Origin of the sequence: Xanthocytophaga agilis (assembly GCF_030068605.1) — a bacterium.
Lineage (GTDB): Bacteria > Bacteroidota > Bacteroidia > Cytophagales > 172606-1 > Xanthocytophaga > Xanthocytophaga agilis.
Genome location: NZ_JASJOU010000003.1, coordinates 17,892 through 40,090, shown reverse-complemented (window position 1 = coordinate 40,090; position 22,199 = coordinate 17,892). Strand labels below are relative to the sequence as shown.

Here is a 22,199-nt window from a genome sequence, read left to right as displayed (position 1 = left end):
ACCTCGCGGAGAAAAGATTGCCAACGCACCTACACTACCACACACGATTGAAGTGATCATAACTCTCTTTGTAACTTCTTTGTATTAAATATTAACTCTGCTTTTTCCTTCTGAAAAGTTTATCCCTTCTCTGTCTTCCTGAAATAGTCACTACCTCTTTTTTTGTCCTCCTGAAAGGACCTTCCCGCCCTTGTCGGGACAGGCGTGGCAAGACCGGCGACCTTTACGATTGGAGTGTATTTCTTCTCTCAGAGAGTAAACATGGCTCTATTTGTCACAATTTTCTTTCAGAAGGACAACAAGGTATAGATCCTTTCAGGAGAACAGCAGAAGGAGGTTTTATATGCATATCTGCTTTAGTTGATAAGTAGGACTATACCTGAATCTGTTCTTCATCCAGTAATGCTTTGAGGTTTGTGACTAGGGTTTCTTTTTCTGCACTTTGTGTGATTAAGCCTGAGACGGCTATTCCGTGTACTCCTGTTTTGAGTAAAGCGGGAAGATCTTCCTGTTGTAATCCACCAATGGCAATAATCGGGATAGAAATGGCTCTGGAACGCAGTTGGTGCATAATGGCATGGTATCCTTCCAGGCCTAATATTGGGCTGAGTTTTTCTTTGGTGGTAGTAAACCGGAAGGGTCCGAGGCCTACATAGGTACATTGTTCATCTACGCGCTGGAGTATATCTTCCAGGGTATTGGCTGTTCCTCCAATAATTTTATCCGGACCAACAATCTGACGGGCAACTGCTACCGACATATCTGTGAGGCCAAGATGTACACCATGTGCATCTACTGCATGGGCAACATCCGGGAAGTCGTTGATAATCAGTTTCGCCCTATAGGGTTCGCACAAGGCTCTGATGGCAATAGCTACCTGTTCTACTTCCTGGGCTGGCACATTTTTCCAGCGCAGCTGTATCCAGTCACAACCAGCATCCAGGGCACGTTGAATGTTGCGTAATTGTTCGGCTGGACTATGTCCCTGAGAGATATAATGAAGTTTACTTACCATATGTTTTATTAGTAGGTGTCTGTAATGCGCTTTAAACTTCTGAATCGTTGTACCGCTTTCTGTGGTTGTGTCCATAGCGTACCTAATACTGCTACACCCTCGAAACCGTAGGCTGCTGCCTGGTGTATATTGGTTTCATCTATACCCCCTAATCCAATGCGTTTTGCTTGAGTGGATTGGCGTGGCGGTAACTGAAAGTCACCTGATACAACAGCCGTATACCCTTGTTTGGAAATGCTGTTGAAGACAGGTCCATAAAACACATAATCAAACTGCTGAGCTGTAGTATTATAGTCACTAAGTTGATGCAGGGAAGTTGAAAGCGTAATATCCTTCTGCCGATGTAAAGACAACTCGGTTTGTGAAACTGTTTTTCTATTTGCCTCAGTGTAATGCAGGCGTTGTAATCCTAATTCTTCTGCCAGTTTATGATGTTGATGAATAGTAATCTGGCTTCGGTAGGGAAGCGCAATACCCTGTATAAGCTCAGCTACCTGATCAGCAGACCATTGAGGTTTACGACAGTGAAATACAGACAATCCTTCCTCAAAAAGAACATTGACTATCTGTGCTTCTTTCTCAATAGCTTCCGGACTGGATAGTACAATAAGATCCATAGCTGGTATCATTTTAAACCTGTTGTGGTTGATTTACAGGAACCACAACAGGCCATAGTGAATAACTTACAAGTACAGTTCGCTTCCCTGTTGTTTAAATTCCTCCGATTTCTCTACCATATTCTTTTCTGCAAAGTCACGGATTTCCTGAGTAATATGCATAGAGCAGAATTTAGGTCCGCACATAGAGCAGAAGTGGGCGACCTTGGCCCCGTCAGCAGGAAGCGTTTCATCATGAAATTCGCGTGCAGTATCTGGGTCCAGTGAAAGGTTAAACTGATCTTCCCAGCGAAACTCAAAGCGGGCTTTGCTCAGGGCGTTGTCCCGGTATTGTGCTCCCGGATGTCCTTTTGCCAGGTCGGCTGCATGAGCGGCAATTTTATAGGCAATTACTCCATCTTTTACATCTTTCTTATTTGGTAGACCCAGGTGTTCTTTGGGCGTAACATAACAAAGCATAGCTGTACCAAACCAACCAATCATGGCTGCACCAATAGCAGATGTAATATGATCATAACCAGGAGCAATGTCTGTTGTTAATGGCCCTAATGTATAGAAAGGTGCCTCATGGCATTCTTTCAGTTGTTTGTCCATATTCTCTTTGATCAGATGCATAGGCACATGACCAGGGCCTTCGATAATAACCTGTACGTCGTGTTTCCAAGCTATTTTGGTGAGTTCTCCTAAGGTCTCCAGTTCAGCAAACTGAGCTGCATCATTGGCATCGGCAATCGAACCCGGACGCAAACCATCACCTAGAGAGAAAGAAACATCATACTGTTTCATGATTTCACAAAGTTCCTCAAAGTGAGTATACAGGAAGTTCTCCTTATGATGCGCCAGACACCATTTGGCCATAATAGAACCGCCTCTGGAAACAATACCTGTGACTCGCTTGGCTGTAAGTGGAATATAACGTAACAACACCCCTGCGTGAATGGTAAAATAATCCACTCCCTGCTCAGCCTGTTCAATGATCGTATCCCGAAATATTTCCCATGTCAGTGCTTCCGGACGTCCACCTACTTTTTCCAGCGCCTGATAGATAGGAACTGTTCCGATGGGTACAGGGGAATTGCGTATAATCCACTCACGGGTTTCATGTATATTTTTGCCTGTAGACAAATCCATGATGGTATCTGCTCCCCAGCGACAGGCCCATACAGCTTTTTCTACTTCTTCTTCAATGCTGGATGAGACTGCACTGTTGCCCAGATTGGCATTGATCTTTACTAGAAAGTTGCGTCCAATAATCATGGATTCACTTTCTGGATGGTTGATATTGGATGGGATTACAGCTCTTCCTGCTGCTACTTCCTGTCGTACAAACTCTGGTGTAATGAGTCCTTTGGGTGTGTTGGCTCCAAAAGAATGGCCTGCGTGTTGTTGAGCTAGGGTTTCGTATTGTCCATTTAATAGGTCTTTCAAGTAATCGATGCGCTGATTTTCCCGAATGGCTATGTATTCCATTTCAGGTGTAATAATCCCTTTTTTGGCATAATGAAGCTGAGTGACATTGTTTCCTGCTTTGGCTCGTAATGGTTTCTGAATGTGTTCAAACCGAAGATGATCCAGCGAGGTGTCATACAGTCGTTTTTTGCCATAGTCAGATGTAATCTCAGGAAGTTGTTCTACATCTCCCCGTTTCGTAATCCAGCTTTGGCGTAAGCGAGGCAATCCTTTGCGCACATCAATAGCAATGGCCGGATCTGTATAGGGTCCACTGGTGTCATATACTGTAACCGGAGCATTCGTTTCTTTGTTGCCGGATGACAGTTTGGTATCTGTTAGAGAGATTTCACGCATGGCTACTTCAATGTCATGCAGATTACCTTTGACATAGATCTTTTGTGAGCCAGGAAAGGGATCACAGGAAATGGTGTGTGTGGATGGTTGTTCGGTTGTCATAGAATTATCCTCCTTGAGTGGCTTTGATGAGTAATACGTTGTCGTTGGGATGTAGCGTATGGGTGCCCCAGTTGGGTCTGGGTATGACAGCCTGGTTGATTGCAACTGCAACGCCTTTCTGTTTGTCAGGCAAAACAATATCCATCAATTGCTGCACAGTGCAATTATCCGGAAAGGTCTTTGATTCTTGGTTAAGTATGATGTCCATTCCTGAAAATAGGTTATGACTTCAGGAGTGGCTACACAGGAGGAGAATGCTATGGATATAGCACTACTATAGTGTGTTGCGGTACTTTTCCCTTCGCCGGTACTAACCGGATCAGGTTCCAAGGGTATCATCTCAGCCAGTTAAGGCACCCCTAAAGCTTAGGACAAAGGTATAAAAACTTGTTTGAACTTTCCTAGAAAAAAGTTTAGCTCTTTAGTTTTGTAGCAAGTACATGAAAAATGTACAATAAATATGGAATTCCAATGTGTGTCGCATCCTATTGGAAAAAAACAAATGAGACCTGGAAGCAGACACTACCCAAACTTAGTCCCTGATGTCAGTCTGCTGGCTGTGATAGGATTTATGATTGCTACTTTTTATATGATTAGTTCTTCTTTTCGAGGTCTCGGAGATTTTAATGAAATGCATGTCAGATTACCGGATACAGTAAGTTGGAATACATGTTCGGTAATTGATGGAAAGATCACAGAAATATATCTGGACAAAACACAATGGCTGTGTGTATTGGTAGATAATAAAAAACGGAATTCTCATTTGATTCCTATGCCTTTATTTAATGCATTTCAGCAAACCATTCATTCTATTCTTTCTTCTTCAGATGATAAAGATATAGAACGGTTTGTAATTCTTGCAGACAAGAATACCAAAATGCATGTTATTCAGCGTTTATTTGATTGTTTTCAGGCAGAGGGAATTAACAAGTTTATACTGAGAGTTGATGCGAACTCTCCTAAGCTCAATGAGTATTTAAAGTTTTTGAAGGCTCACTAGTTTGACAAAAAATAGTCAGCAGTATTCTATTTTAGTAAAAAGCGTTTCATGAATCATTATGGAATATAGTCATATTTTTCTGACTAATTGACTGATGGATGAATAGTAACCAACTTTGCTGTCGAGTTACAAATTAATCCTACACAAAGAGTTATACATCATGTCGGAATCATTCTGGAAAACAGGCGGTTTTGAGTAAGGATGTCAATGATAAACAGAAAAAGATAATGAACCAGGAAATCAAAAATCCACTTTTATGTGATCCCGCAAGTGGTGTATGTGAAATACCAGCAGGAGATGAGAAGACCGAATCTGTAAAAGCGGTAGCGGGCCAAAAGCCTGTAAAGATACTCTATTATACTGATCCGATCTGTTCAACCTGCTGGGGTATTGAACCTCAATTACGGAAGCTGAAACTGGAGTACGGAAAGTACATTGATATCGAGTATCGTATGGGAGGACTACTGCCCGACTGGAGTTATAATAGTGGAGGAATAAGTAAACCCAGTGATGTGTCATATCATTGGGACGAAGTGAGTTTGCACTATGATATGCCTATTGATGGCGATGTATGGCTGGAAGATCCATTGGATTCTTCGTATCCTCCTTCTATTGCAGTAAAGGCTGCAGAGTTACAGGATAAAGAAAAGGCTGTAGCCTTCCTGCGTAAGCTGCGTGAATTTGTCTTTTTGGAGAAAAAGAACATTACCCGATGGGAGCATATACAAAAAGCTGCAGCAGCCGTAGGACTAGATACTTTTCAGTTAAAAGAAGATGTTAAGGAGAAAGGGAAACAACTTTTTGAAGAAGATTTATCTTATGGTCGGTCACTGGGTGTAAGAGGTTTTCCAACTATGTTCTTTTCAGATGCAGACAATAATCAATGTATGGTGTATGGGTTTAAACCCTATGAGATCTTTGAAGGTGCTGTCCAGAAAGTATTTCCTACTGCCAAAAAACAACAGATTGTTATTGACTCGCCTTTTTCTCTTTTTACACATTATCCAACATTGACCCCTAAAGAATACGCCGTTTTGGCAGAGGTCTCTGTAGAAGAGTCGACTCTTCAGCTGGAAAAGTTAGTTCAGGAAGGAAAGCTGGAGAAGCATGCTATCAAAACCGGGTCTCTCTACAAAGTAAAATAAGTTTCTGAGAATACCTATCAAAACGCCTGTCTCTTCTTACTGGACAGGCGTTTGTTATATAAACCAGATCTTCTGGCATGTATGTTGGGGTTACTTGAATCTCGGAGTGCGTACAACCCTGCTTTTTCGCAGCGAAAGAGTTTTGTTTTTTGGATATTTGACTGTAAAAGCAATTTTGTATTTGACAATTTCCCCTGGTGATATCTGGCGTTTCCATTGTAATCGTCCGGATGGTGTATCCAGTTCTGCTCCGGAAATTTCGTCTGTTTCTACACTAATATCACTTTCCTGAGATATAGGTACCTGATCTTGAATTTTGATTTGAACAGGGGTTGGTCGGTTGTTTCGAATTGAAATTTCGTAAACCAGTGCTTCGCTTTTCTTTCCTCCAATGGATTTGTTTGCTGCAAAATCTTCGACTTTGGTCCGTTTCACGATTACCTGATTATCACGCCCGAGAGATAAGTCCAGTGTATCTCCCAATAGCTGTGTATTAATGTTGGATTCACCTATGTATGTATTTCCAAAATACACATTGGCTTTGCCATCGATAAGATTTAGTTGTTTCCAGCCTGTAACTTTTGCTAGCAGAAAAGCACTCATATCCACTTTAGGAATGGTAAGATACTCGTATAGCGCATTCAGATTGTGATCGGAAATATGAATCTGATACGAATCTTTGTTGGTTGGAATTGTATGGATCTTGTCTATTTTAAATGTCGCAGCTAATTCAGAAACTGTTATTCCTTCATCTCCTGACGATCCCTCTTCCTTGGCAGACCAGTTTTGCTGATTAAAAAGTTGATTTTGTACCAATCCTTCATTGGCTCCAGAGTTATAATTTAAAATCCAGGTGCTAAGATAAGGGCGTGATGCTTCCAACGAAGGATCAGCCGTTGACAACGTAAGTTTAACATCTTTCCAGTCTATCCCTGTACCATTATAAATACGTGCATTATATTTAAGTGATACAGGCTTACTGATATCAGTTGCAATCAAATCATAGGTAGCTTCCCAACTGGCATTATGAACAATGTACCGGATTTCAAATTCTACACGTTGCTCGGTAGCTGAGGATACAACAAGATTAATTTCTTTTCGTCTGGTATCTATTTGTGTCTTTAAATGTTCGGATTGCTTGGAAACAGAATCCAGGCTAACAGACAGACTTTTTAATTGTATATTGAGTGTAGTAAGTGAATTATTGATTTTGAGGGTTCGGTCACGATAAAAATCAGCAGCTTTCATTAACTCAGTTATGGTAGTTCCACTCTCTTTTCCACCTAGTTTCTGATTTTCGCTTAGGAGTTTCTTTTCTGTATTGTATGCATCTATCTGATTGGTCACCAGTTCAATCTGTTGTTGAAGTATTTTTATACTATCTGTTTGCCTTTTGATTCTTAAATCCACTTCTTCAGGAGTTATTGTTCTTGTTCCTGTAGATATGGATAATATTTCTACCTCTCCTTTGGGAGTTATCTGTATACTCCTTTCTTCCAGGAATGGAGACAGACCTTTAAAGTTTATGGTATTTTTCCCTTTGATAAGGCGTATTGCCTGGCTATTTTTGATTTCAGCCCCATCCAGATAGACAGTTACCTCCTCTATTCTGGATTCTGTTTGAATACTTTGAGGCTGTTGAGCTTGGGTAAGGTAGTAAGTAGATAACAGAAAAAGGAGAAAGACTATTTTTTTCATAGACGGATTCGGCTAAAAAGTGTATAAAGTTTATAACTTCCCAAAAATACGGTCTTTTTGGTCAATGAATAATGTATTATAGACGTAAAACATACGTTATTTTTTATCAACATATGATGAAACTTATATTTGCATTCTTTTGAGAAATAAGGTCTTGATTACAATCTAACCACCAACAATTCTATGTCGAATCTACAACCTACTATTCATCCTTCAGCCCGTATCATGCAGGGAGTTATCATTGAAGGAGATGTAACTATTGGCGAAAATACCTATATCGGATCCGGATCTATTATTACAGCCAATGGTGGCTCTATTCATATTGGTAACAACACCGTGATTATGGAAAATGCCATTATTCGTAGCAATAAGAAGTTTCCCTGTTTGATAGGTGATAATGTATTGGTAGGACCTAAAGCCTGCATTACGGGAGCTATCATTCATAAAGCCTGTTTTATTGCTACCAATGCTACTATCTTTCATGGAGCCGAGTTATCCAATGGAACCGTGCTGGCTGTAAATGGAATCATCCATGTAGGGACATTCTGTCCAGAGAATACATTTATACCTATTAATCACATTGGCTTTGGAAATCCTGTCAAAGTGTACGGGCCAGGAGAGATACAGGAATTTCATGCAGAGCTACGAAAAGTAGGATTTGTCAAGTATGTATATGACATTGACACCACAGGGCTATCCAATACTGATTTGTATACCAAACTGACCGAAACCTTTCTGGCTAATCTCTGAAACAGCTAAACATGATCATCTCAAATTTTGAATGAGAGTTTGTTAAAAGAGAAAGCTGCCTTTAAATGTGTGTGGAAGTACAGATGCAAGGAATCTTCTTTTTATGAAGTTGGTGTCTTCGTATATTCTATGTATAAAGAGAAAACACTCATCTTTAGTATCTCAATCCCTCCCTATCCTCCTGAAAGGATCTCTTGACAAATAGAGTTGCGTTTGTGCTATTATAGAAAGAATATACTCCAATCGGAAAGGCCACCGGTCTTGTCACAAGATCCTTACAGGAGGACAACGGAGGAAGGATAGGAAGAGAAAGAGAAATATTTCCATGAGGACAAGCAAAAAATGAAGAGGACGGCGGAAGGGTGAAGAAAGGGATAATAAACAAACTCAGGAAGAGAAACTTTAGAAAAAATAGAACAACAATGTCGGAAAGCAAGCAAAAGAAAACCAGAGTCTATACTTTAAAAAAAGTGTGGACTCTGGCTTCATGATGAGACTGTATAATTAAGACAATTATAACATCACAGGCTGACCTGTCCGTACCGATTCATCACAGGCAAACGCGATACGAAGACTATTCACTGCATCTTCTACATGATCTGTAAGATCAACATTTTCTGTAATAGCTTTCAGAAAGAAACGTTGCTCCCGATTACACAACTCCTGATGATCTGGTTCATCAGTCAGGTTAATCCACTCATCAGGTTTAGTGAATTCATTATTGCCATTAATAGCCGCATGGTGTAGTCGTAGTGATTCGGTTTTTGTGTGAGAATCCACATTGTCTGATTTACCTGCTCCACCTGCATCTTTGGCTACAATAGAGACACAACCTTTAGGACCGATTACATCTTTGACGAAGAAGGCTGTTTCACTCATCATCGGTCCCCAGCCGGCTTCATACCAACCTACTGAACCATCCTCAAAGCGAATCTGTAACTGTCCATAATTATAGTTTCCAGCAGGAATGTCTTCTGTCAATCGTGCTCCAATGGCATTGACCTGAACTGGTTTAGAGCGTGTCATCTGACACATGACATCAATATAGTGTACACCACAGTCAACAATCGGACTCAGGCTTTTCATCAGGTTACGGTGTACATCCCACATATACCCATGACTTTGCTGATTCAGATTCATTCGCATTACCAGCGGTTTACCTATCTGTTGGGCAATCTCTACAAACTTCTCCCAGGAAGGATGATGGCGTAGTATATAACCTACTACTACTTTCTTCCCTGTTTTCTTTGCCACCTCTGCTACTCGCTGCGCACCCTCAACCGTATCAGCCAGAGGCTTCTCAATAAATACATGACAACCAGCTTCCAGCGCCATGATGGCAAACTGTTCATGTGTATCCGGATAGGTCGAGATACATACTGCATCAGGTTGTGTATCTTTCAATGCTACAGCATAATCGCTAAACAACGGATAGCCACCACCTAACCGTTCATTCAATACTTCTTTGCTTTTTCCCGTAGAAACAATTCCGCAGATTTCAAATCCGTCGATAGACTTATAGGCTAAGGCATGGGAGGCTCCCATGTTGCCACAGCCTACTACTAATACACGTAAAGGTTGATTTTGCAGTGACATTCGAATTGAGCTATAAATGAATTAAATAAGATACGACTTCGCTTTAATGGCTTAAAACTATAGATTTCCTGTTATATTTATATTATACATTAAAATATTTCTCTAAAAAAGAGGTAGAATTAATTTTTTTAGTTTTATTTACAACATTGTGAAAATATTTTTTTAATCCAAGTACTTCGATACCCCTATAACAGGAGGCTATTAGCTGATAAAGAAATAGCCTCCATTTTATAATAAATAATACTAACAGTGCATTTGACTAGTTAACAAATAAATAGTATCAGTTAGTTTGATAAAAACGTACATTCGGATATATACACCCGTAAGCGTAAAAGTGAGACAATTGCCGGAGGATTGAATCCGGAGATCAGGTAAAAGATTTTGTTGAAACAGTACTTTAATTATAACCCATCCAATACATTTATTTTATCATGCAACGACGTTCTGCACTCAAAAATGTGGTAGCAGCTCTGGGCGGTATGGTCGCATTACCTGCCTGGGCTACTGGTTGGACGCCTGAGTCTCTTGGACCCGTTTCCGGCTTAGCCTCAACAGAAGAAGCATTACTGGCTGAAATCGTAGAAACCATCATTCCGGAAACTAGTACACCAGGAGCCAAATCGCTGAAAGTACATCAATATGCTATGCGTATGATTACTGACTGCTATGGTGAAACGGCACAAGTCAATTTGAAACAAGGACTTGTACTGGTAGATCAGAATGCCAGACAAGGGTACAACAAACCATTCGCTGAATGTGATGCCAGACAACGCCTGGATACCTTATCCAAAATGAAAGACTCTGCTGATCCTGGAGCAAAGCAATTTATCAGCATGGTTAAAAGTCTGACTATTCAAGGTTATATGAATTCCGAATACGTGCAGATGAATCTTAGGGGATATAATATGGCCCCTGGTTTTTTTCATGGATGTGTACCACTGAAGAAGTAAATCTTTTCATTTTCTATTCCAGAATTTTGTCATGGCTTTCTTAACTATAGATTCAATCAAAGAACGTACCTTCGACGCCATTGTGATTGGCTCAGGTATCAGTGGTGGCTGGGCTGCCAAAGAGCTTTGTGAAAAAGGATTAAAGACATTGGTGTTAGAGCGGGGGCGGGATGTAAAACATATTACAGACTATCCAACCACGATGATGAATCCGTGGGAGTTTGAGCATGGAGGACGTTTACCCAAATCCGTCACAGATGCCAATCCCATTGTGAGCCGTTGTTATGCGTTTAATGAAGATGCTGCTCACTTTTTTGTAAAAGATGCCGAACATCCGTATGTACAGGAAAAACCATTTGACTGGATACGTGGCTATCAGGTAGGAGGGAAGTCCTTGATGTGGGCACGTGGTACGCAGCGTTGGTCACAATATGACTTTGATGGCCCTGCCCGTGATGGATTTGCTGTAGAATGGCCTATCAGCTATGCAGAACTGGCTCCGTGGTACAGCCATGTCGAACTGTTTGCGGGTATTAGCGGAAATAAAGATGGACTGGCTCAATTACCAGATGGCGAATTTCTTCCACCTCATGAGCAGTCCTGTGTGGAGAAGCATTTTACTGACCAGATGGCCAAACACTACAAAGGAACCCGCCCTATTATTATCGGACGTTGTGCACACCTGACCAAACCTAAACCCATCCATTTTCAGCAGGGGAGAGCTCAGTGCCAGAACCGGTCTCTTTGTCAGCGGGGGTGTCCATATGGTGGGTATTTCAGCAGCAATGCATCTACATTGCCCTGGGCTGCCAAAACCGGAAAGATGACCTTACAGCCCGATTCTGTGGTACACTCCATTATTTTTGACGAAAAGAAAAATAAGGCTACCGGAGTACGGGTTATTGATGCTCATACCAAACAAATGACTGAGTATTATGCCCGTGTAATTTTTGTGAATGCGGCATGTTTGAATAGTAATCTGATTTTATTAAACTCAACCTCACATCGTTTTCCGAATGGCCTGGGTAATGACAATGGATTATTGGGCAAGTATATGGCATTCCATAATTTCCGAACTACTATCTCTGCAGAATATGAAGGATATCTGGATACAATCACAGAAGGTATTCGCCCCAATGGCAGTTATATTCCACGATTCCGGAATGTATTTAAACAGGAAACGGATTTTCTGAGAGGATATGCTGCTGGTTTTAGTGCTTTCCGGATGATGGATACAGACACTTCCGGTATGGGGGAAGAGCTGAAGACAAACCTGACTGCTAAAAAATATGGTAACTGGAGGGCAGGTTCGCATATGATGGGCGAAACCATTCCGAAAGAGACGAATTATGTAGCATTAGATCCAAACCTGAAAGATCCCTGGGGTATACCACAACTGCGTGTTTCTGTTGCTTATGATGACAATGATGAAAAGATGATTCAGGATTTTCATACACAAATGACAGAGATGTTGACCTTAGCTGGATTTAAAAATATCAAAACCCATGATAATCCGAATAAAGCGCCAGGTCTGGATATACACGAAATGGGTGGGGTACGTATGGGCAAAGATCCTAAAACATCTTTGTTGAATAAGTGGAATCAATTGCACGCCTGTAAAAACGTTTTTGTAACAGACGGAGCCTGTATGACATCTACTTCTACACAAAACCCATCGCTTACCTTTATGGCTCTTACGGCTCGTGCAGCAAATTATGCTATAACAGAATTCAAAAAAGGAAATTTATAAGCAAACAATAATCACAACCTTACCCTTATTTTATTTCTATGCAGCGTTTAAAATTCGCTTTCCTTGTCGCCGGACTATTGATTGGTCTTGTCGCGTACTCACAACAATCCAAAAAAGAAAAATGGACATCCTTGTTTAATGGGAAAGATCTGAAGGGATGGAAAGTATATGGTACCGAAAAATGGTATGTCGAAAAAGGCGAGTTAATCTGTGAAAGTGGGCCAGACAAAGGATATGGCTATCTGGGCACAGATCAGTCCTATAAGGATTTTGAACTGACACTGGAGTTTAAACAGGAAGCCAATGGAAACAGTGGTGTGTTCTTTCATTCCAGTCTTGAAGGTACCAAAATTACTGGCTGGCAGGCTGAGGTAGCACCTCCCGGACACTGGACGGGTGGTATTTATGAGTCGTATGGCCGGGGCTGGTTAATTAAGCCGACAGACGACAAAGACAAGGCACTGAAAATGGGAGAGTGGAACACCATGAAAATAAAAGTGTCTGGTGGACAGGTAACTACCTGGGTGAATGGCCAGGAAATGATTACGTTCTCAGATGATAAAATTGGTGCTGCCAATGGAATCATTGCCCTTCAGATTCATGATGGGGGTGGTATCAAAGTAAAATGGCGCAATATCAAGATCCGAACACTGTAGTTTTACTCTGCTAACGAATACACAAAGACCTCTCGATCCGGGAGGTCTTTTTTTATGCCATTAACATTTCGATAATGAATAATTTACAGACGTAAAGTTAATGTTACCAAACTGTAGAATAAGGTAACTATTCCTACCTGTACTTTCTTTTCTTTTAAAGCATCCACACTAGTATCATCTGATACAATCAGCCTTGTTTTTAGTGTGCAAATCCTCTTTTTATCCCTGAAGTCCTGGTTGGAATCAGATCCTGTTTAAAGGCCTGAGGGATTGTAATTTTATAATACCTTATTAACAATCCGTTAATCCCTTGCTGGTTTGAATTTCTCAATTTTGTGGCTTCAAAAACAAACCCTTACAAACTATTTCATCAAATGAAAAACAATACAAGGTCTATTGTATTACTTCTTTTGTTTTTGTTGTCCTATGGCTTTACTACTTTTAGTGTAAATGCTCAAACGACACAAGCCTCTATTACAGGTATAATTCTGGACAATCAGAAAAGCCCACTTCCGGGTGCTACTGTTCAGGTTAGAAATGCATCTACCGGATTTACTACTGCCACCACTACTAGTGCACAAGGAGAATATGTATTCAAACAACTTCCATTGGGTGGACCTTATACTGTTACTGTAACCTTCGTAGGATATAGTCAACATCAGAAAAATAATTTATTTCTGAATCAGGGTGATGCTCTAAGGATTAATGTAAACATGCAGGAAGATGCTCAAATGCTGGATGCTATAGAAATCACAGATTCCGGATTGAAAAACAAAACGGAAGATCTGGGAGCCTCTACCGCTATCACTTCCAAAAACATCACCCGAATGCCTGTAAACGGACGTAGCTTTGCTTCATTAACAGATTTATCACCATTGAGCAGAGGCGGAAATATTTCCGGACAGTTGGGATCTTCTACAGGCTATACTATTGATGGGATGAACTCTAAGAACCCGACTTCTGCTGGTGCTACAACAAGTCGCAGCGGTTCTCCTTATTCTATTTCTATCGAAGCTGTCAGAGAATTTAAAGTAGTAACTAACCAGTATGATGTTACCTATGGCCGTAATGGAGGGGGTGTTGTAAGTGCGGTAACTAAATCGGGAACCAATACATTGAGTGGAAGTGTGTTCCTGTATACACGCGCCAACTGGCTGGCAAGCCGTTATGATATCCGGGGTAATGTGCGTAATAATAACTATTCAACCAATCAGTATGGTTTCTCACTGAGTGGTCCGATCATTAAGGATAAGTTGCATTTCTTTGTAGTATGGGACCATCAATTGGATCAGCGGTCACTGGTAATTGCAGATATTCAATCTCCTTCTGATGAAAGCCGGTTCAACATCCGAAAAGATACGCTAGACAGATTTATACAAATTGCCCGTGCCAAGTATGGTGTGGCTGATACACGCCAGTATGGATCATTTGATAAACAACGTAATTCAGATGCTGGCTTTCTTCGTTTGGATTGGCAGATCAATAACCGAAACCTGCTGACAATCCGAAATAACTTTACCAGTGATGTCAATAAATTGGGATTAGTAGATAACACAGCCATAAACCTGTATGAATCAACAGGTAATGATTATAACGTTGACAATAGTCTTTTGGCAACATTGCGTAGTTCTATAAGTCCTCGTTTGACAAATGAACTGAAAGTACAACATTTGTATACCCATCAGAATAGTTCTCCCGGTGATCAGTTGCCATCCAAAAACATTCCGAGAGCGATTGTCGAAAACGTAACATCTCCTATTGATGGTTCTACCAAATCTACTTCCATTCAGATTGGCGGTCACCGTTTTGCACAGGAACGTTTTACCAATAATGTAGTACAACTGATCGATAACCTGTATTATAATACCAATAAGGCTGAATATACTTTTGGTGTGGATGTAATGTATACCAGAGCCCGTTCATTGTATGGAAGTGAAGTAAATGGCCGTTTCCATTATACCAATGATGCCAATGGTACTGCCATGCAGAACTTTGAGAACCTAAGACCTTATCGTTATTTCCGTGAGGTTCCTCTGGTAGATGATCCTACTGTAGTTGGCAATACCTATAACGTGGGTCTTTACGGACAAATGAAAACACGATTAACCAAAGGTCTGGATGTAACAGCTGGTTTACGTATGGATTATGCGCATTATCCTTCGGCTCCATTGAATCAGGCTGTGCTGGAAGATCTGGGCTTGCGTACAGACAATAAACTAAAATCATTTATTGTACAGCCTCGTGTGCAGTTTAACTGGAATGTAAACGATCGTAACAGAGACTTTATCCGTTTAGGGGCAGGTGTTTTTGCTTCAGACATTAACAACTATATGGTTATTAACAACCTGACCTTTGACGGAAGACATTACGGTACGGTAGATGTACGAAATCCAAATGTTCCTACTCCGGATTTTATCGCTTACCGCAATAATTACAACAGCATTCCTACATTGAATAACCTTCAGATTCCAACCATCAACATGAATGGTTCGGATAGTAAAGTGCCTGTTGTATACAAAGGAAACATCTCCTATACCCGTTATGTAACGGATAAATTGAAAGTGAGTGTAACAGGATATGCTACACTGGGTCGGAATAACTACATGTATGTAGACAGAAACATGTCTAAGACACCTTTCTTCACACTGGCTAATGAAGATAACCGTGGTGTATTTGTACCATTAACCAGTATGCCTTCAAGTGGTAACGGAGACTGGACCAAAGGCCGTATTTCTGAAAGATTGGGACGTGTGCTGGAACTGACTAGCCAAGGTAAAGTAAATCAGTTTGCTGTAGTGCTTGATGGTACATATCAGTATTTTAGAGATGGTGAAATTTCAGTGAGCTATACATGGAATGATACCAAAGACAATACCTCTTACAACGGTAACGTAGCCAACACGGCAACTTTATCTCTGCCCGTAAAAGATGATCCACGTGATCTGAGCAAAATGACCTATTCTGATAACCAGTTCCGCAATAAGGTGGTAATTTACGGTTCTTCTCCAACCTTTTATGGATTTGTGGTAGGTATACGTTATTCAGGTATTGGTGGTACACGCTATAGCTTATTGTCTGGTGCTAATACCAATGCAGACTTTGTAGCTACAAATGATCTTGCCTATATCTTTGACAGAAATAGTACAGAGGTTCCCGAAAATGTGAGAAATGGCTTACAGGCCATCATTGATAATCCTAATGCAAGCCAGAGTATTAAAGATTACATCAATAAATACACTGGAAAGATTGCAGAAAGAAATGGTGGTATCAACGGTTTCTATGGAACAGTAGACTTACGGATTATGAAGCGAATAAACTTCGGTAAAGGCCACAACCTTCAGATATCTGGTGATATCTTTAACGTAATGAACATGCTGAATAGAAACAAAGGTACCAATAAGTCACTTGGTTCTCAAAGCTTATATGCATTAGGTATTCCTAAAACGGATACTGCACCTGCTGTACCAGGATTTGATCAAACGGCTAAGCGATATAACTATAGAGTAAACTCTCCAGGTGTGTTAACGCCTTCCGGAGATCCATTCCAGGTTCAGCTTGGTATCCGCTATGGTTTTTAATTTTTTGAGTCTCGATTTGTCTATACTATTAAATCCTCTTTTAGTAAAAGAGGATTTTTTTTGTTTTATAGTGTAACTATTTGATAATGAGTTCTGAGCGTAGTTTTGATATCTTTGGAGGAAGCTTGGGAATTTCGTATTTTTAAGGTATGAAAACTCATCGTCAAACTGCTATGAATACCACTACTCAGGAACATCGATATGCTTATTATGATTTGGTTGATTATGATATCCGTCTGGATAAAGAAATTCATTTGATGAAGAAGCGTATCGCTAAAATTGCTGTGGATGAAGTGAAATACCAGGCACGTCAGCAGTTTCTGGATAGCTATCTGGCTGAGTTGAAGGAACGGGAAGTAGTGTTTCAAGCAGAAGACAAACCCGAAAAGTACAAAAAACGTACACTGAAGCGACTACAGAAGGAAATAGATAAGGCTAGAGGACGCTGGCATGCCAATCGTTGGAGACTGAGTGTGGTTTCTAAACGCAAGAGGAAAGATAATCCTGCCAAATTGATCCTCAAAGAGATCAAACAGGCTGAAGTACAAGTGCGTATGCAGGCTATAAAACAAACTATCTTGAAATTGGAAGAGTTAGAACATGTAGTGAAAGAGAGTCTTGTTATAAACGAAGAACCTGCTACAATTACCACTCTTTCAGAAAATACAGTGGTGGCTATATCAATATATAAGCATACTGCATGTATCCACGTACAAAAAGAGGGTGTTTGCACCTTCAGTGCTACTATACCTTTGCCTTATGGTGAGACGATCACTTGTTTTAACCTACAAGCAGCCTGATTTCCTGCCTGCATAAACAAAAAAAGCCGATACAGGATGCATCGGCTTAGGTATGAGTATTGTCCAGATTTTACTGGCCTAATATATAGGCAAACATCAACGGTGCTACAATAGTCGCATCTGATTCTACAATAAACTTAGGTGTAGTAATATCCAGTTTACCCCAGGTAATTTTCTCATTAGGCACAGCGCCTGAGTAGGAGCCATAGGATGTAGTAGAGTCAGAAATCTGGCAGAAGTATGACCAGAAAGGAACATCATGCATTTCCATATCCTGATACAACATTGGTACTACACAGATAGGGAAGTCACCTGCAATACCTCCACCAATCTGGAAGAAACCAATGCCTTTTCCTTCACAATTTTTAGTATACCAGTCAGCCAGGAAAGTCATGTATTCGATACCTGACTTCATGGTTGAAGGCTTCAGTGTTCCCTTGATACAATAGGAAGCAAAGATGTTACCCATAGTAGAATCTTCCCAGCCTGGTACTACAATCGGTAGATTTTTCTCAGCAGCTGCCAGCATCCAGGAGTTTTTAGGATCAATTTCATAGTATTGTTCCAGTTCACCTGAATTCAGAATCTGATACATGTATTCGTGTGGGAAATAGCGTTCTCCACTTTGTTCCGCTTTACTCCAGATACCGATCAGGTGTTTCTGTAACTTACGGAATGCCTCTTCTTCCGGAATACACGTATCTGTTACACGGTTGTAATGATTTTCAAGCAGATCCCATTCATCCTGAGGGCTTAGGTCACGATAATGAGGTACCCGTTTGTATGAATTGTGTGCTACCAGGTTCATCAGATCCTCTTCCAGGTTGGCACCTGTACAGGAAATAATATGCACTTTATCCTGACGAATCATTTCAGCCAGCGAAATGCCCAGTTCTGCAGTACTCATGGCACCTGCCAGGGTAATCATCATCTTACCATTGTCCAGCAAATGCGTTTCGTATCCTTTTGCTGCATCTACCAGAGCTGCTGCATTAAAGTGCAGGTAATTCTTTTCTATAAACTGAGAAATAGGTCCTTTCATGGATTGATATTCTATTTTTTGAGATGAATAATGAAATTTTGCGCAAAGGTAAAAACTTTTACCCGGTAATTGGCTATTCTGTGCAGATCTTAATAAAAAGTTGATCCTGTGTAAACAGAGGATAAGACCAGTTTGTTCACTATTTTAGGGTATGCTCCCTGTTGTAATCATTTTTCAAATGGCCAGCCTGCATACCCTATCAATAAAAAAGCCACTATAGAGTGAATAGTGGCCAAAATCGTCGAAGCGAAGAGTAAAAGTTTGTTTGATACGTATCTATTAAAAAACGTCCTTAATCTCATATTTTCTGTCCCGGAAATGAAATGTATCCCCTTTTTTCATACCTACCATAGCTTGAAAAATCGGAGCAGAGATAGAGATAGGGAAAAAAGTTTCACCATCCAGCACCACTTTATTCATGCCGATTGCAATAAAAAAATGTTGAGCAGAGGTTTTGACAACAGATCCTTGTTCAATTACAGATTTGAGATCATAGGCTGGAACACTTTCAAGCAGTTCCAGATCATTTTGAGAATTACGCCATTTGATAGCATACATATCTCTGGTCTGGTGCATTTGTTCCCGATATGACTCTGTCATTTCCTCAGGGCTACCTTCTTCACTGTTTGCATTTTCCTGAGCTTCCAGCATGGCTTCCTTTGCCGTTTTTACTATTTCCTTCTGTGTATCAATGCAAGCTTCAAATAATTTTCTCTTCAGTTCTAAGTTGTCCATTCTAAGTATAATTTAGATAATTACAAGTTCAAAAAGTAAAAGATTGTTCCCTAAAAAATAATGCCATTAGGTTAATAAGTAATGCATAAAAATACATCAACTCGTCAATCTGTAGATGACTGACCAACCTTCCGTTTCCACTTTATATAAAGGAGCAATGTGTAGTTTGAAAAAACTTTTACTTTAACGCAAATACCCTACTTTTGGTTTGGTTCATTGCCTGGATTTTGCAAATTGGCGCGCAATTTAAAGATTTTTTTAAATAATACACCAGCCTCAAAGGGTTTTGTCACAATGTCATGCATGCCAGCTGCCAGTGCCTGTTCATGATCTCTATCATCCAGACTGGCTGTCATGGCAATGAGCGGTATGTGTTGTTTATCAGGGAGATGTGTACGAATATGACGGGCTACTTCATAGCCATCCATGTCAGGCATCTGGAGGTCTATCAATACGGCGTGATATTCCGTTTTTTGTAGTAATTCAATGCCTTCCTGACCACTGCCTGCGAGTTCTGCTTTGGCATTGGAGGAGGCGTTATGAACCGTACTTTGTGCAATTAGCCTGTTAAGCGGATTGTCGTCTATAATTAATAGTACAAGAGGTGTTTGAGGAAAGGATGCAGGTACTGTTTCATTTTTCTCTGCTACCGAATACACCCGGTAGAAAGGAAGAGCCACCGAAAATACAGAACCTACACCTAACTGGCTTTTTACAGCAATGTTTCCTCCCTGCATTTCAACCAGTTGTTTCACAATCGCTAAGCCCAGCCCTGTACCACCATACATTCGGGTGGTCTGGTCTGAAGCTTGTGTAAAGCCTTCAAAAATACTTGAAAGCCTGTTTGCCGGAATACCAATACCTGTATCTTCTACTTCGAAGAGCAAGGCTATCTGTTGCTTCTCGAGTTTCAATGTCCGAATTCGAAGTGTAACACTCCCCTTTGGGGTAAATTTGACTGCATTACTTAACAGGTTAAGTAGAATCTGATTAAGTCGTACAGGATCACCCAGAAACAGAGTTGGTACATCTTCCTGTATGTCTGCAATCATTTCCAGCTTTTTTTCTGTCACCTGAAACTGTAGGGTTTCAAACAGATGCCGGACACATTCCTGCAGATTGATCTCTACCTGTTCAAACGTAACTTTGCCTGCATTGATTTTAGACAGATCCAGTATATCATTTATAAGTACAAGCAGATTTTCTGCTGATTCATGAATATGTCGTATATAATCCGATTGAGTTTGGGTTGTATTTGTCTTTTCCAGAAGTTTAGCAAAACCTATCACTGCATTCAAAGGAGTACGTATTTCATGACTCATAGTAGCCAATATTTCCTCTTTTACTTTCTGATTGTGCTCTGCATTATTTTTTTCCTGCTCTATCTGAATCTTCTGCATCTGGATACTATGAATTCTGTCAACAAGTGCCAGTGATATCAGGATGACATCTGTAACCGAACCTATCTGCAAACTTTTCAGTGTAAATGTGTTGCTGGGTATGAGCCCAAATGCATTCAATACAGCAATCCCCACACTGATCAACATTACTGTCCAGGCTAGTAAAAGATAACCTGCTGAAAGGTTTCCATTTTGGTATGATTTGATCGAAATACTTAAAATAATGATAACAAAGATGGCTGCTGTGATTGTGAGTAAAAGCATGTTGAGAGACAGATCTAATAAGAATGCTCCCAGTATTACCTCAACTACAGTTACAATAATAAAATAACGGCCTATCTTATACCAGGCGGGCAAAGTTTTGCGTAAGTGGAGAAATTGCAGACAAAAGATAACAATCATGATGGCTGTTAAACTTCCCGTTATAAAAACAGCTCTGTCCGACCACCAACTGGGAGATGACCATAACCATTCGTTTCCATATCCACTGAGAGAAAGTAAAAAGAATGCAATCAGAATCAGATATAATACATAATAAAGATAACTAAGGTCTCTGAGGAAGACATACAAAATGAAGTTATAAACAGCCATCACAAACAGAATCCCATAAAAGATTCCCTGCCAAAACTGTTCAATATGATCTTTTTTCTGAAAAAAGGTTTCGGATTCAATGAGAACAGGCAGATCCAAAGGGCCATCTCCCCATACATACAGATAATAGGTTTGAGGAGTAGCCGATTGTGGCTTTATGCTAAATATAGGATACTTATAGGAGTAGAGTTTCGTGGTTTGTGATCCCCACTCTTGTACCTGAAATCCGGAATCTCTCTGAGGAATATACAATTTAGCATGAACCAGCAATGGATTGTGTATGGAAAGAATCCAGTTTTTATCAGGAGGAGACAGAATAGTAAACCGTAGCCAGTAACCTGCCTGGCTGAAACCCAGACTATAATTAGGATGAGCTATAAACCTGTTTTGGAAAACAGGAGATTGTATCTGAGTAATGCTGAGCGATCGGTTTTTGTCTTTCAGCATTTTCAGATAAGGGTTCAGGTTATAGGTTACTGAATCATTCTGAAGTTTTAGACTATTTTGGGCATTGCTTATCGGTAATAAAAAGAATTGAAATATCCAGACTACTATGCTATAAATGAAAATTCGCATAAAGGATTGACAAACAAATAATAAATTATGTACAATTTTCTGGAGAAAAGACTCATCAAGCAGAAGATTGGCTCATTGATCAGGGATAACTAAACTTCCCTTGTATAGTTGCTGGTTAATTATAACGCAAATATAGACTTTTGTTGAAAAAATTCAATTTAATGTTTGCTTGATATAGTAAACATATCTTAAAAGTGAGGTTTGTATCATGTGATTTTATATTAAAATGTGTTTTTTGACTTGTAAAATAGGTGTTAATAAATGTATGTATCTGTTGGATAGTGAGTTATATTGAAAGGTTTTATTCTTGTTTCTACCAGAAATAGCTGTTGTGTTGAGTACGGATAAATAAGGAAATAGTTACTATAAAACAGATTTGATTTTCTTTTCCT

17 protein-coding genes and 1 riboswitch are annotated in these 22,199 nt (G+C 40.1%); of the genes, 8 read left to right on the top strand and 9 right to left on the bottom strand.

Going from position 1 to position 22,199, the window contains the following annotated elements; all coding sequences use genetic code 11:
• Positions 1–373: 373 nt before the first annotated feature.
• The 4 genes from QNI22_RS10610 to thiS all read right to left on the bottom strand — a co-directional run bounded on the left by QNI22_RS10610 (position 374) and on the right by thiS (position 3,748).
• A complete protein-coding gene (locus QNI22_RS10610; RefSeq protein ID WP_314510613.1) occupies positions 374–1,090 on the bottom strand; it encodes a thiamine phosphate synthase in 717 nt (238 codons plus the stop codon).
• Positions 1,024–1,632: a thiamine phosphate synthase gene (locus tag QNI22_RS10605; RefSeq protein ID WP_314510612.1), complete on the bottom strand. Its 609-nt coding sequence runs from the start codon at positions 1,630–1,632 to the stop codon at positions 1,024–1,026. The genes QNI22_RS10610 and QNI22_RS10605 overlap by 67 nt, the downstream gene beginning before the upstream one ends.
• Positions 1,633–1,698: 66 nt before the next feature.
• A complete protein-coding gene (thiC, locus tag QNI22_RS10600; protein ID WP_314510611.1) occupies positions 1,699–3,540 on the bottom strand; it encodes a phosphomethylpyrimidine synthase ThiC in 1,842 nt (613 codons plus the stop codon).
• A 4-nt stretch (positions 3,541–3,544) separates the two neighbouring features.
• Positions 3,545–3,748 (bottom strand): sulfur carrier protein ThiS, encoded by a 204-nt coding sequence (thiS, locus tag QNI22_RS10595; protein ID WP_313989617.1) that lies wholly within the window; start codon positions 3,746–3,748, stop codon positions 3,545–3,547.
• Positions 3,749–3,819: 71 nt separating this feature from the next.
• A riboswitch (TPP riboswitch) is annotated at positions 3,820–3,911 on the bottom strand.
• Between the two features lie 89 nt (positions 3,912–4,000).
• On the opposite strand from thiS, the gene QNI22_RS10590 reads away from it, so the two are divergent.
• Together QNI22_RS10590 and QNI22_RS10585 are read left to right on the top strand one after the other, a co-directional pair.
• Positions 4,001–4,540 (top strand): hypothetical protein, encoded by a 540-nt coding sequence (locus QNI22_RS10590; RefSeq protein ID WP_314510610.1) that lies wholly within the window; start codon positions 4,001–4,003, stop codon positions 4,538–4,540.
• Between the two features lie 191 nt (positions 4,541–4,731).
• Entirely contained in the window at positions 4,732–5,685 is a 954-nt protein-coding gene (locus QNI22_RS10585) for a ClpXP adapter SpxH family protein (RefSeq protein WP_314510609.1), read from the top strand.
• Positions 5,686–5,775: 90 nt separating this feature from the next.
• Here QNI22_RS10585 and QNI22_RS10580 read toward each other — a convergent pair whose 3' ends face one another.
• Positions 5,776–7,383: a DUF4139 domain-containing protein gene (locus tag QNI22_RS10580; protein WP_314510608.1), complete on the bottom strand. Its 1,608-nt coding sequence runs from the start codon at positions 7,381–7,383 to the stop codon at positions 5,776–5,778.
• 183 nt (positions 7,384–7,566) lie between these two features.
• Between QNI22_RS10580 and QNI22_RS10575 the strand changes: the two genes are divergently transcribed.
• Positions 7,567–8,133 (top strand): gamma carbonic anhydrase family protein, encoded by a 567-nt coding sequence (locus tag QNI22_RS10575; protein ID WP_314510607.1) that lies wholly within the window; start codon positions 7,567–7,569, stop codon positions 8,131–8,133.
• A 513-nt stretch (positions 8,134–8,646) separates the two neighbouring features.
• Here the strand turns inward: QNI22_RS10575 and QNI22_RS10570 are convergent.
• Positions 8,647–9,729 (bottom strand): Gfo/Idh/MocA family protein, encoded by a 1,083-nt coding sequence (locus tag QNI22_RS10570; protein ID WP_314003465.1) that lies wholly within the window; start codon positions 9,727–9,729, stop codon positions 8,647–8,649.
• A gap of 431 nt (positions 9,730–10,160) precedes the next feature.
• Here QNI22_RS10570 and QNI22_RS10565 point away from each other — a divergent pair, with 431 nt between their 5' ends.
• From QNI22_RS10565 to QNI22_RS10545, 5 genes are all read left to right on the top strand, one after another.
• A complete protein-coding gene (locus tag QNI22_RS10565; RefSeq protein ID WP_314510606.1) occupies positions 10,161–10,679 on the top strand; it encodes a gluconate 2-dehydrogenase subunit 3 family protein in 519 nt (172 codons plus the stop codon).
• Between the two features lie 31 nt (positions 10,680–10,710).
• Positions 10,711–12,429, top strand: coding sequence for a GMC oxidoreductase (locus tag QNI22_RS10560; protein WP_314510605.1), 1,719 nt, complete (start codon positions 10,711–10,713; stop codon positions 12,427–12,429).
• Between the two features lie 38 nt (positions 12,430–12,467).
• Positions 12,468–13,085 (top strand): 3-keto-disaccharide hydrolase, encoded by a 618-nt coding sequence (locus QNI22_RS10555; RefSeq protein ID WP_314510604.1) that lies wholly within the window; start codon positions 12,468–12,470, stop codon positions 13,083–13,085.
• A 374-nt stretch (positions 13,086–13,459) separates the two neighbouring features.
• Complete coding sequence (locus tag QNI22_RS10550; protein WP_314510603.1) at positions 13,460–16,663, top strand: TonB-dependent receptor; 3,204 nt, start codon at positions 13,460–13,462, stop codon at positions 16,661–16,663.
• A gap of 149 nt (positions 16,664–16,812) precedes the next feature.
• Positions 16,813–17,463: a hypothetical protein gene (locus tag QNI22_RS10545; protein ID WP_314510602.1), complete on the top strand. Its 651-nt coding sequence runs from the start codon at positions 16,813–16,815 to the stop codon at positions 17,461–17,463.
• A gap of 70 nt (positions 17,464–17,533) precedes the next feature.
• Here the strand turns inward: QNI22_RS10545 and QNI22_RS10540 are convergent, their stop codons facing one another.
• From QNI22_RS10540 to QNI22_RS10530, 3 genes are all read right to left on the bottom strand, one after another.
• Positions 17,534–18,505 (bottom strand): deoxyhypusine synthase family protein, encoded by a 972-nt coding sequence (locus QNI22_RS10540; RefSeq protein ID WP_314510601.1) that lies wholly within the window; start codon positions 18,503–18,505, stop codon positions 17,534–17,536.
• Positions 18,506–18,784: 279 nt separating this feature from the next.
• The gene (locus QNI22_RS10535) at positions 18,785–19,240 is read right to left on the bottom strand and encodes a hypothetical protein (RefSeq protein WP_313989594.1); all 456 of its coding nucleotides are present in this window, start codon (positions 19,238–19,240) and stop codon (positions 18,785–18,787) included.
• Between the two features lie 197 nt (positions 19,241–19,437).
• Positions 19,438–21,807 (bottom strand): hybrid sensor histidine kinase/response regulator, encoded by a 2,370-nt coding sequence (locus tag QNI22_RS10530; protein ID WP_314510600.1) that lies wholly within the window; start codon positions 21,805–21,807, stop codon positions 19,438–19,440.
• Positions 21,808–22,199: the final 392 nt, after the last annotated feature.

Excerpts from the sequence above, each read along its gene's own strand:
- QNI22_RS10575 (WP_314510607.1), top strand. The coding sequence starts at position 7,567 with ATGTCGAATCTACAACCTACTATTCATCCTTCAGCCCGTATCATGCAG.
- thiS (WP_313989617.1), bottom strand. The coding sequence starts at position 3,748 with ATGGACATCATACTTAACCAAGAATCAAAGACCTTTCCGGATAATTGC.
- QNI22_RS10605 (WP_314510612.1), bottom strand. The coding sequence starts at position 1,632 with ATGGATCTTATTGTACTATCCAGTCCGGAAGCTATTGAGAAAGAAGCA.
- QNI22_RS10530 (WP_314510600.1), bottom strand. The coding sequence starts at position 21,807 with ATGCGAATTTTCATTTATAGCATAGTAGTCTGGATATTTCAATTCTTT.
- QNI22_RS10560 (WP_314510605.1), top strand. The coding sequence starts at position 10,711 with ATGGCTTTCTTAACTATAGATTCAATCAAAGAACGTACCTTCGACGCC.
- QNI22_RS10550 (WP_314510603.1), top strand. The coding sequence starts at position 13,460 with ATGAAAAACAATACAAGGTCTATTGTATTACTTCTTTTGTTTTTGTTG.
- QNI22_RS10580 (WP_314510608.1), bottom strand. The coding sequence starts at position 7,383 with ATGAAAAAAATAGTCTTTCTCCTTTTTCTGTTATCTACTTACTACCTT.
- QNI22_RS10545 (WP_314510602.1), top strand. The coding sequence starts at position 16,813 with ATGAAAACTCATCGTCAAACTGCTATGAATACCACTACTCAGGAACAT.
- QNI22_RS10610 (WP_314510613.1), bottom strand. The coding sequence starts at position 1,090 with ATGGACACAACCACAGAAAGCGGTACAACGATTCAGAAGTTTAAAGCG.
- QNI22_RS10590 (WP_314510610.1), top strand. The coding sequence starts at position 4,001 with ATGGAATTCCAATGTGTGTCGCATCCTATTGGAAAAAAACAAATGAGA.
- QNI22_RS10540 (WP_314510601.1), bottom strand. The coding sequence starts at position 18,505 with ATGAAAGGACCTATTTCTCAGTTTATAGAAAAGAATTACCTGCACTTT.
- QNI22_RS10565 (WP_314510606.1), top strand. The coding sequence starts at position 10,161 with ATGCAACGACGTTCTGCACTCAAAAATGTGGTAGCAGCTCTGGGCGGT.
- QNI22_RS10570 (WP_314003465.1), bottom strand. The coding sequence starts at position 9,729 with ATGTCACTGCAAAATCAACCTTTACGTGTATTAGTAGTAGGCTGTGGC.
- QNI22_RS10555 (WP_314510604.1), top strand. The coding sequence starts at position 12,468 with ATGCAGCGTTTAAAATTCGCTTTCCTTGTCGCCGGACTATTGATTGGT.
- QNI22_RS10535 (WP_313989594.1), bottom strand. The coding sequence starts at position 19,240 with ATGGACAACTTAGAACTGAAGAGAAAATTATTTGAAGCTTGCATTGAT.
- thiC (WP_314510611.1), bottom strand. The coding sequence starts at position 3,540 with ATGACAACCGAACAACCATCCACACACACCATTTCCTGTGATCCCTTT.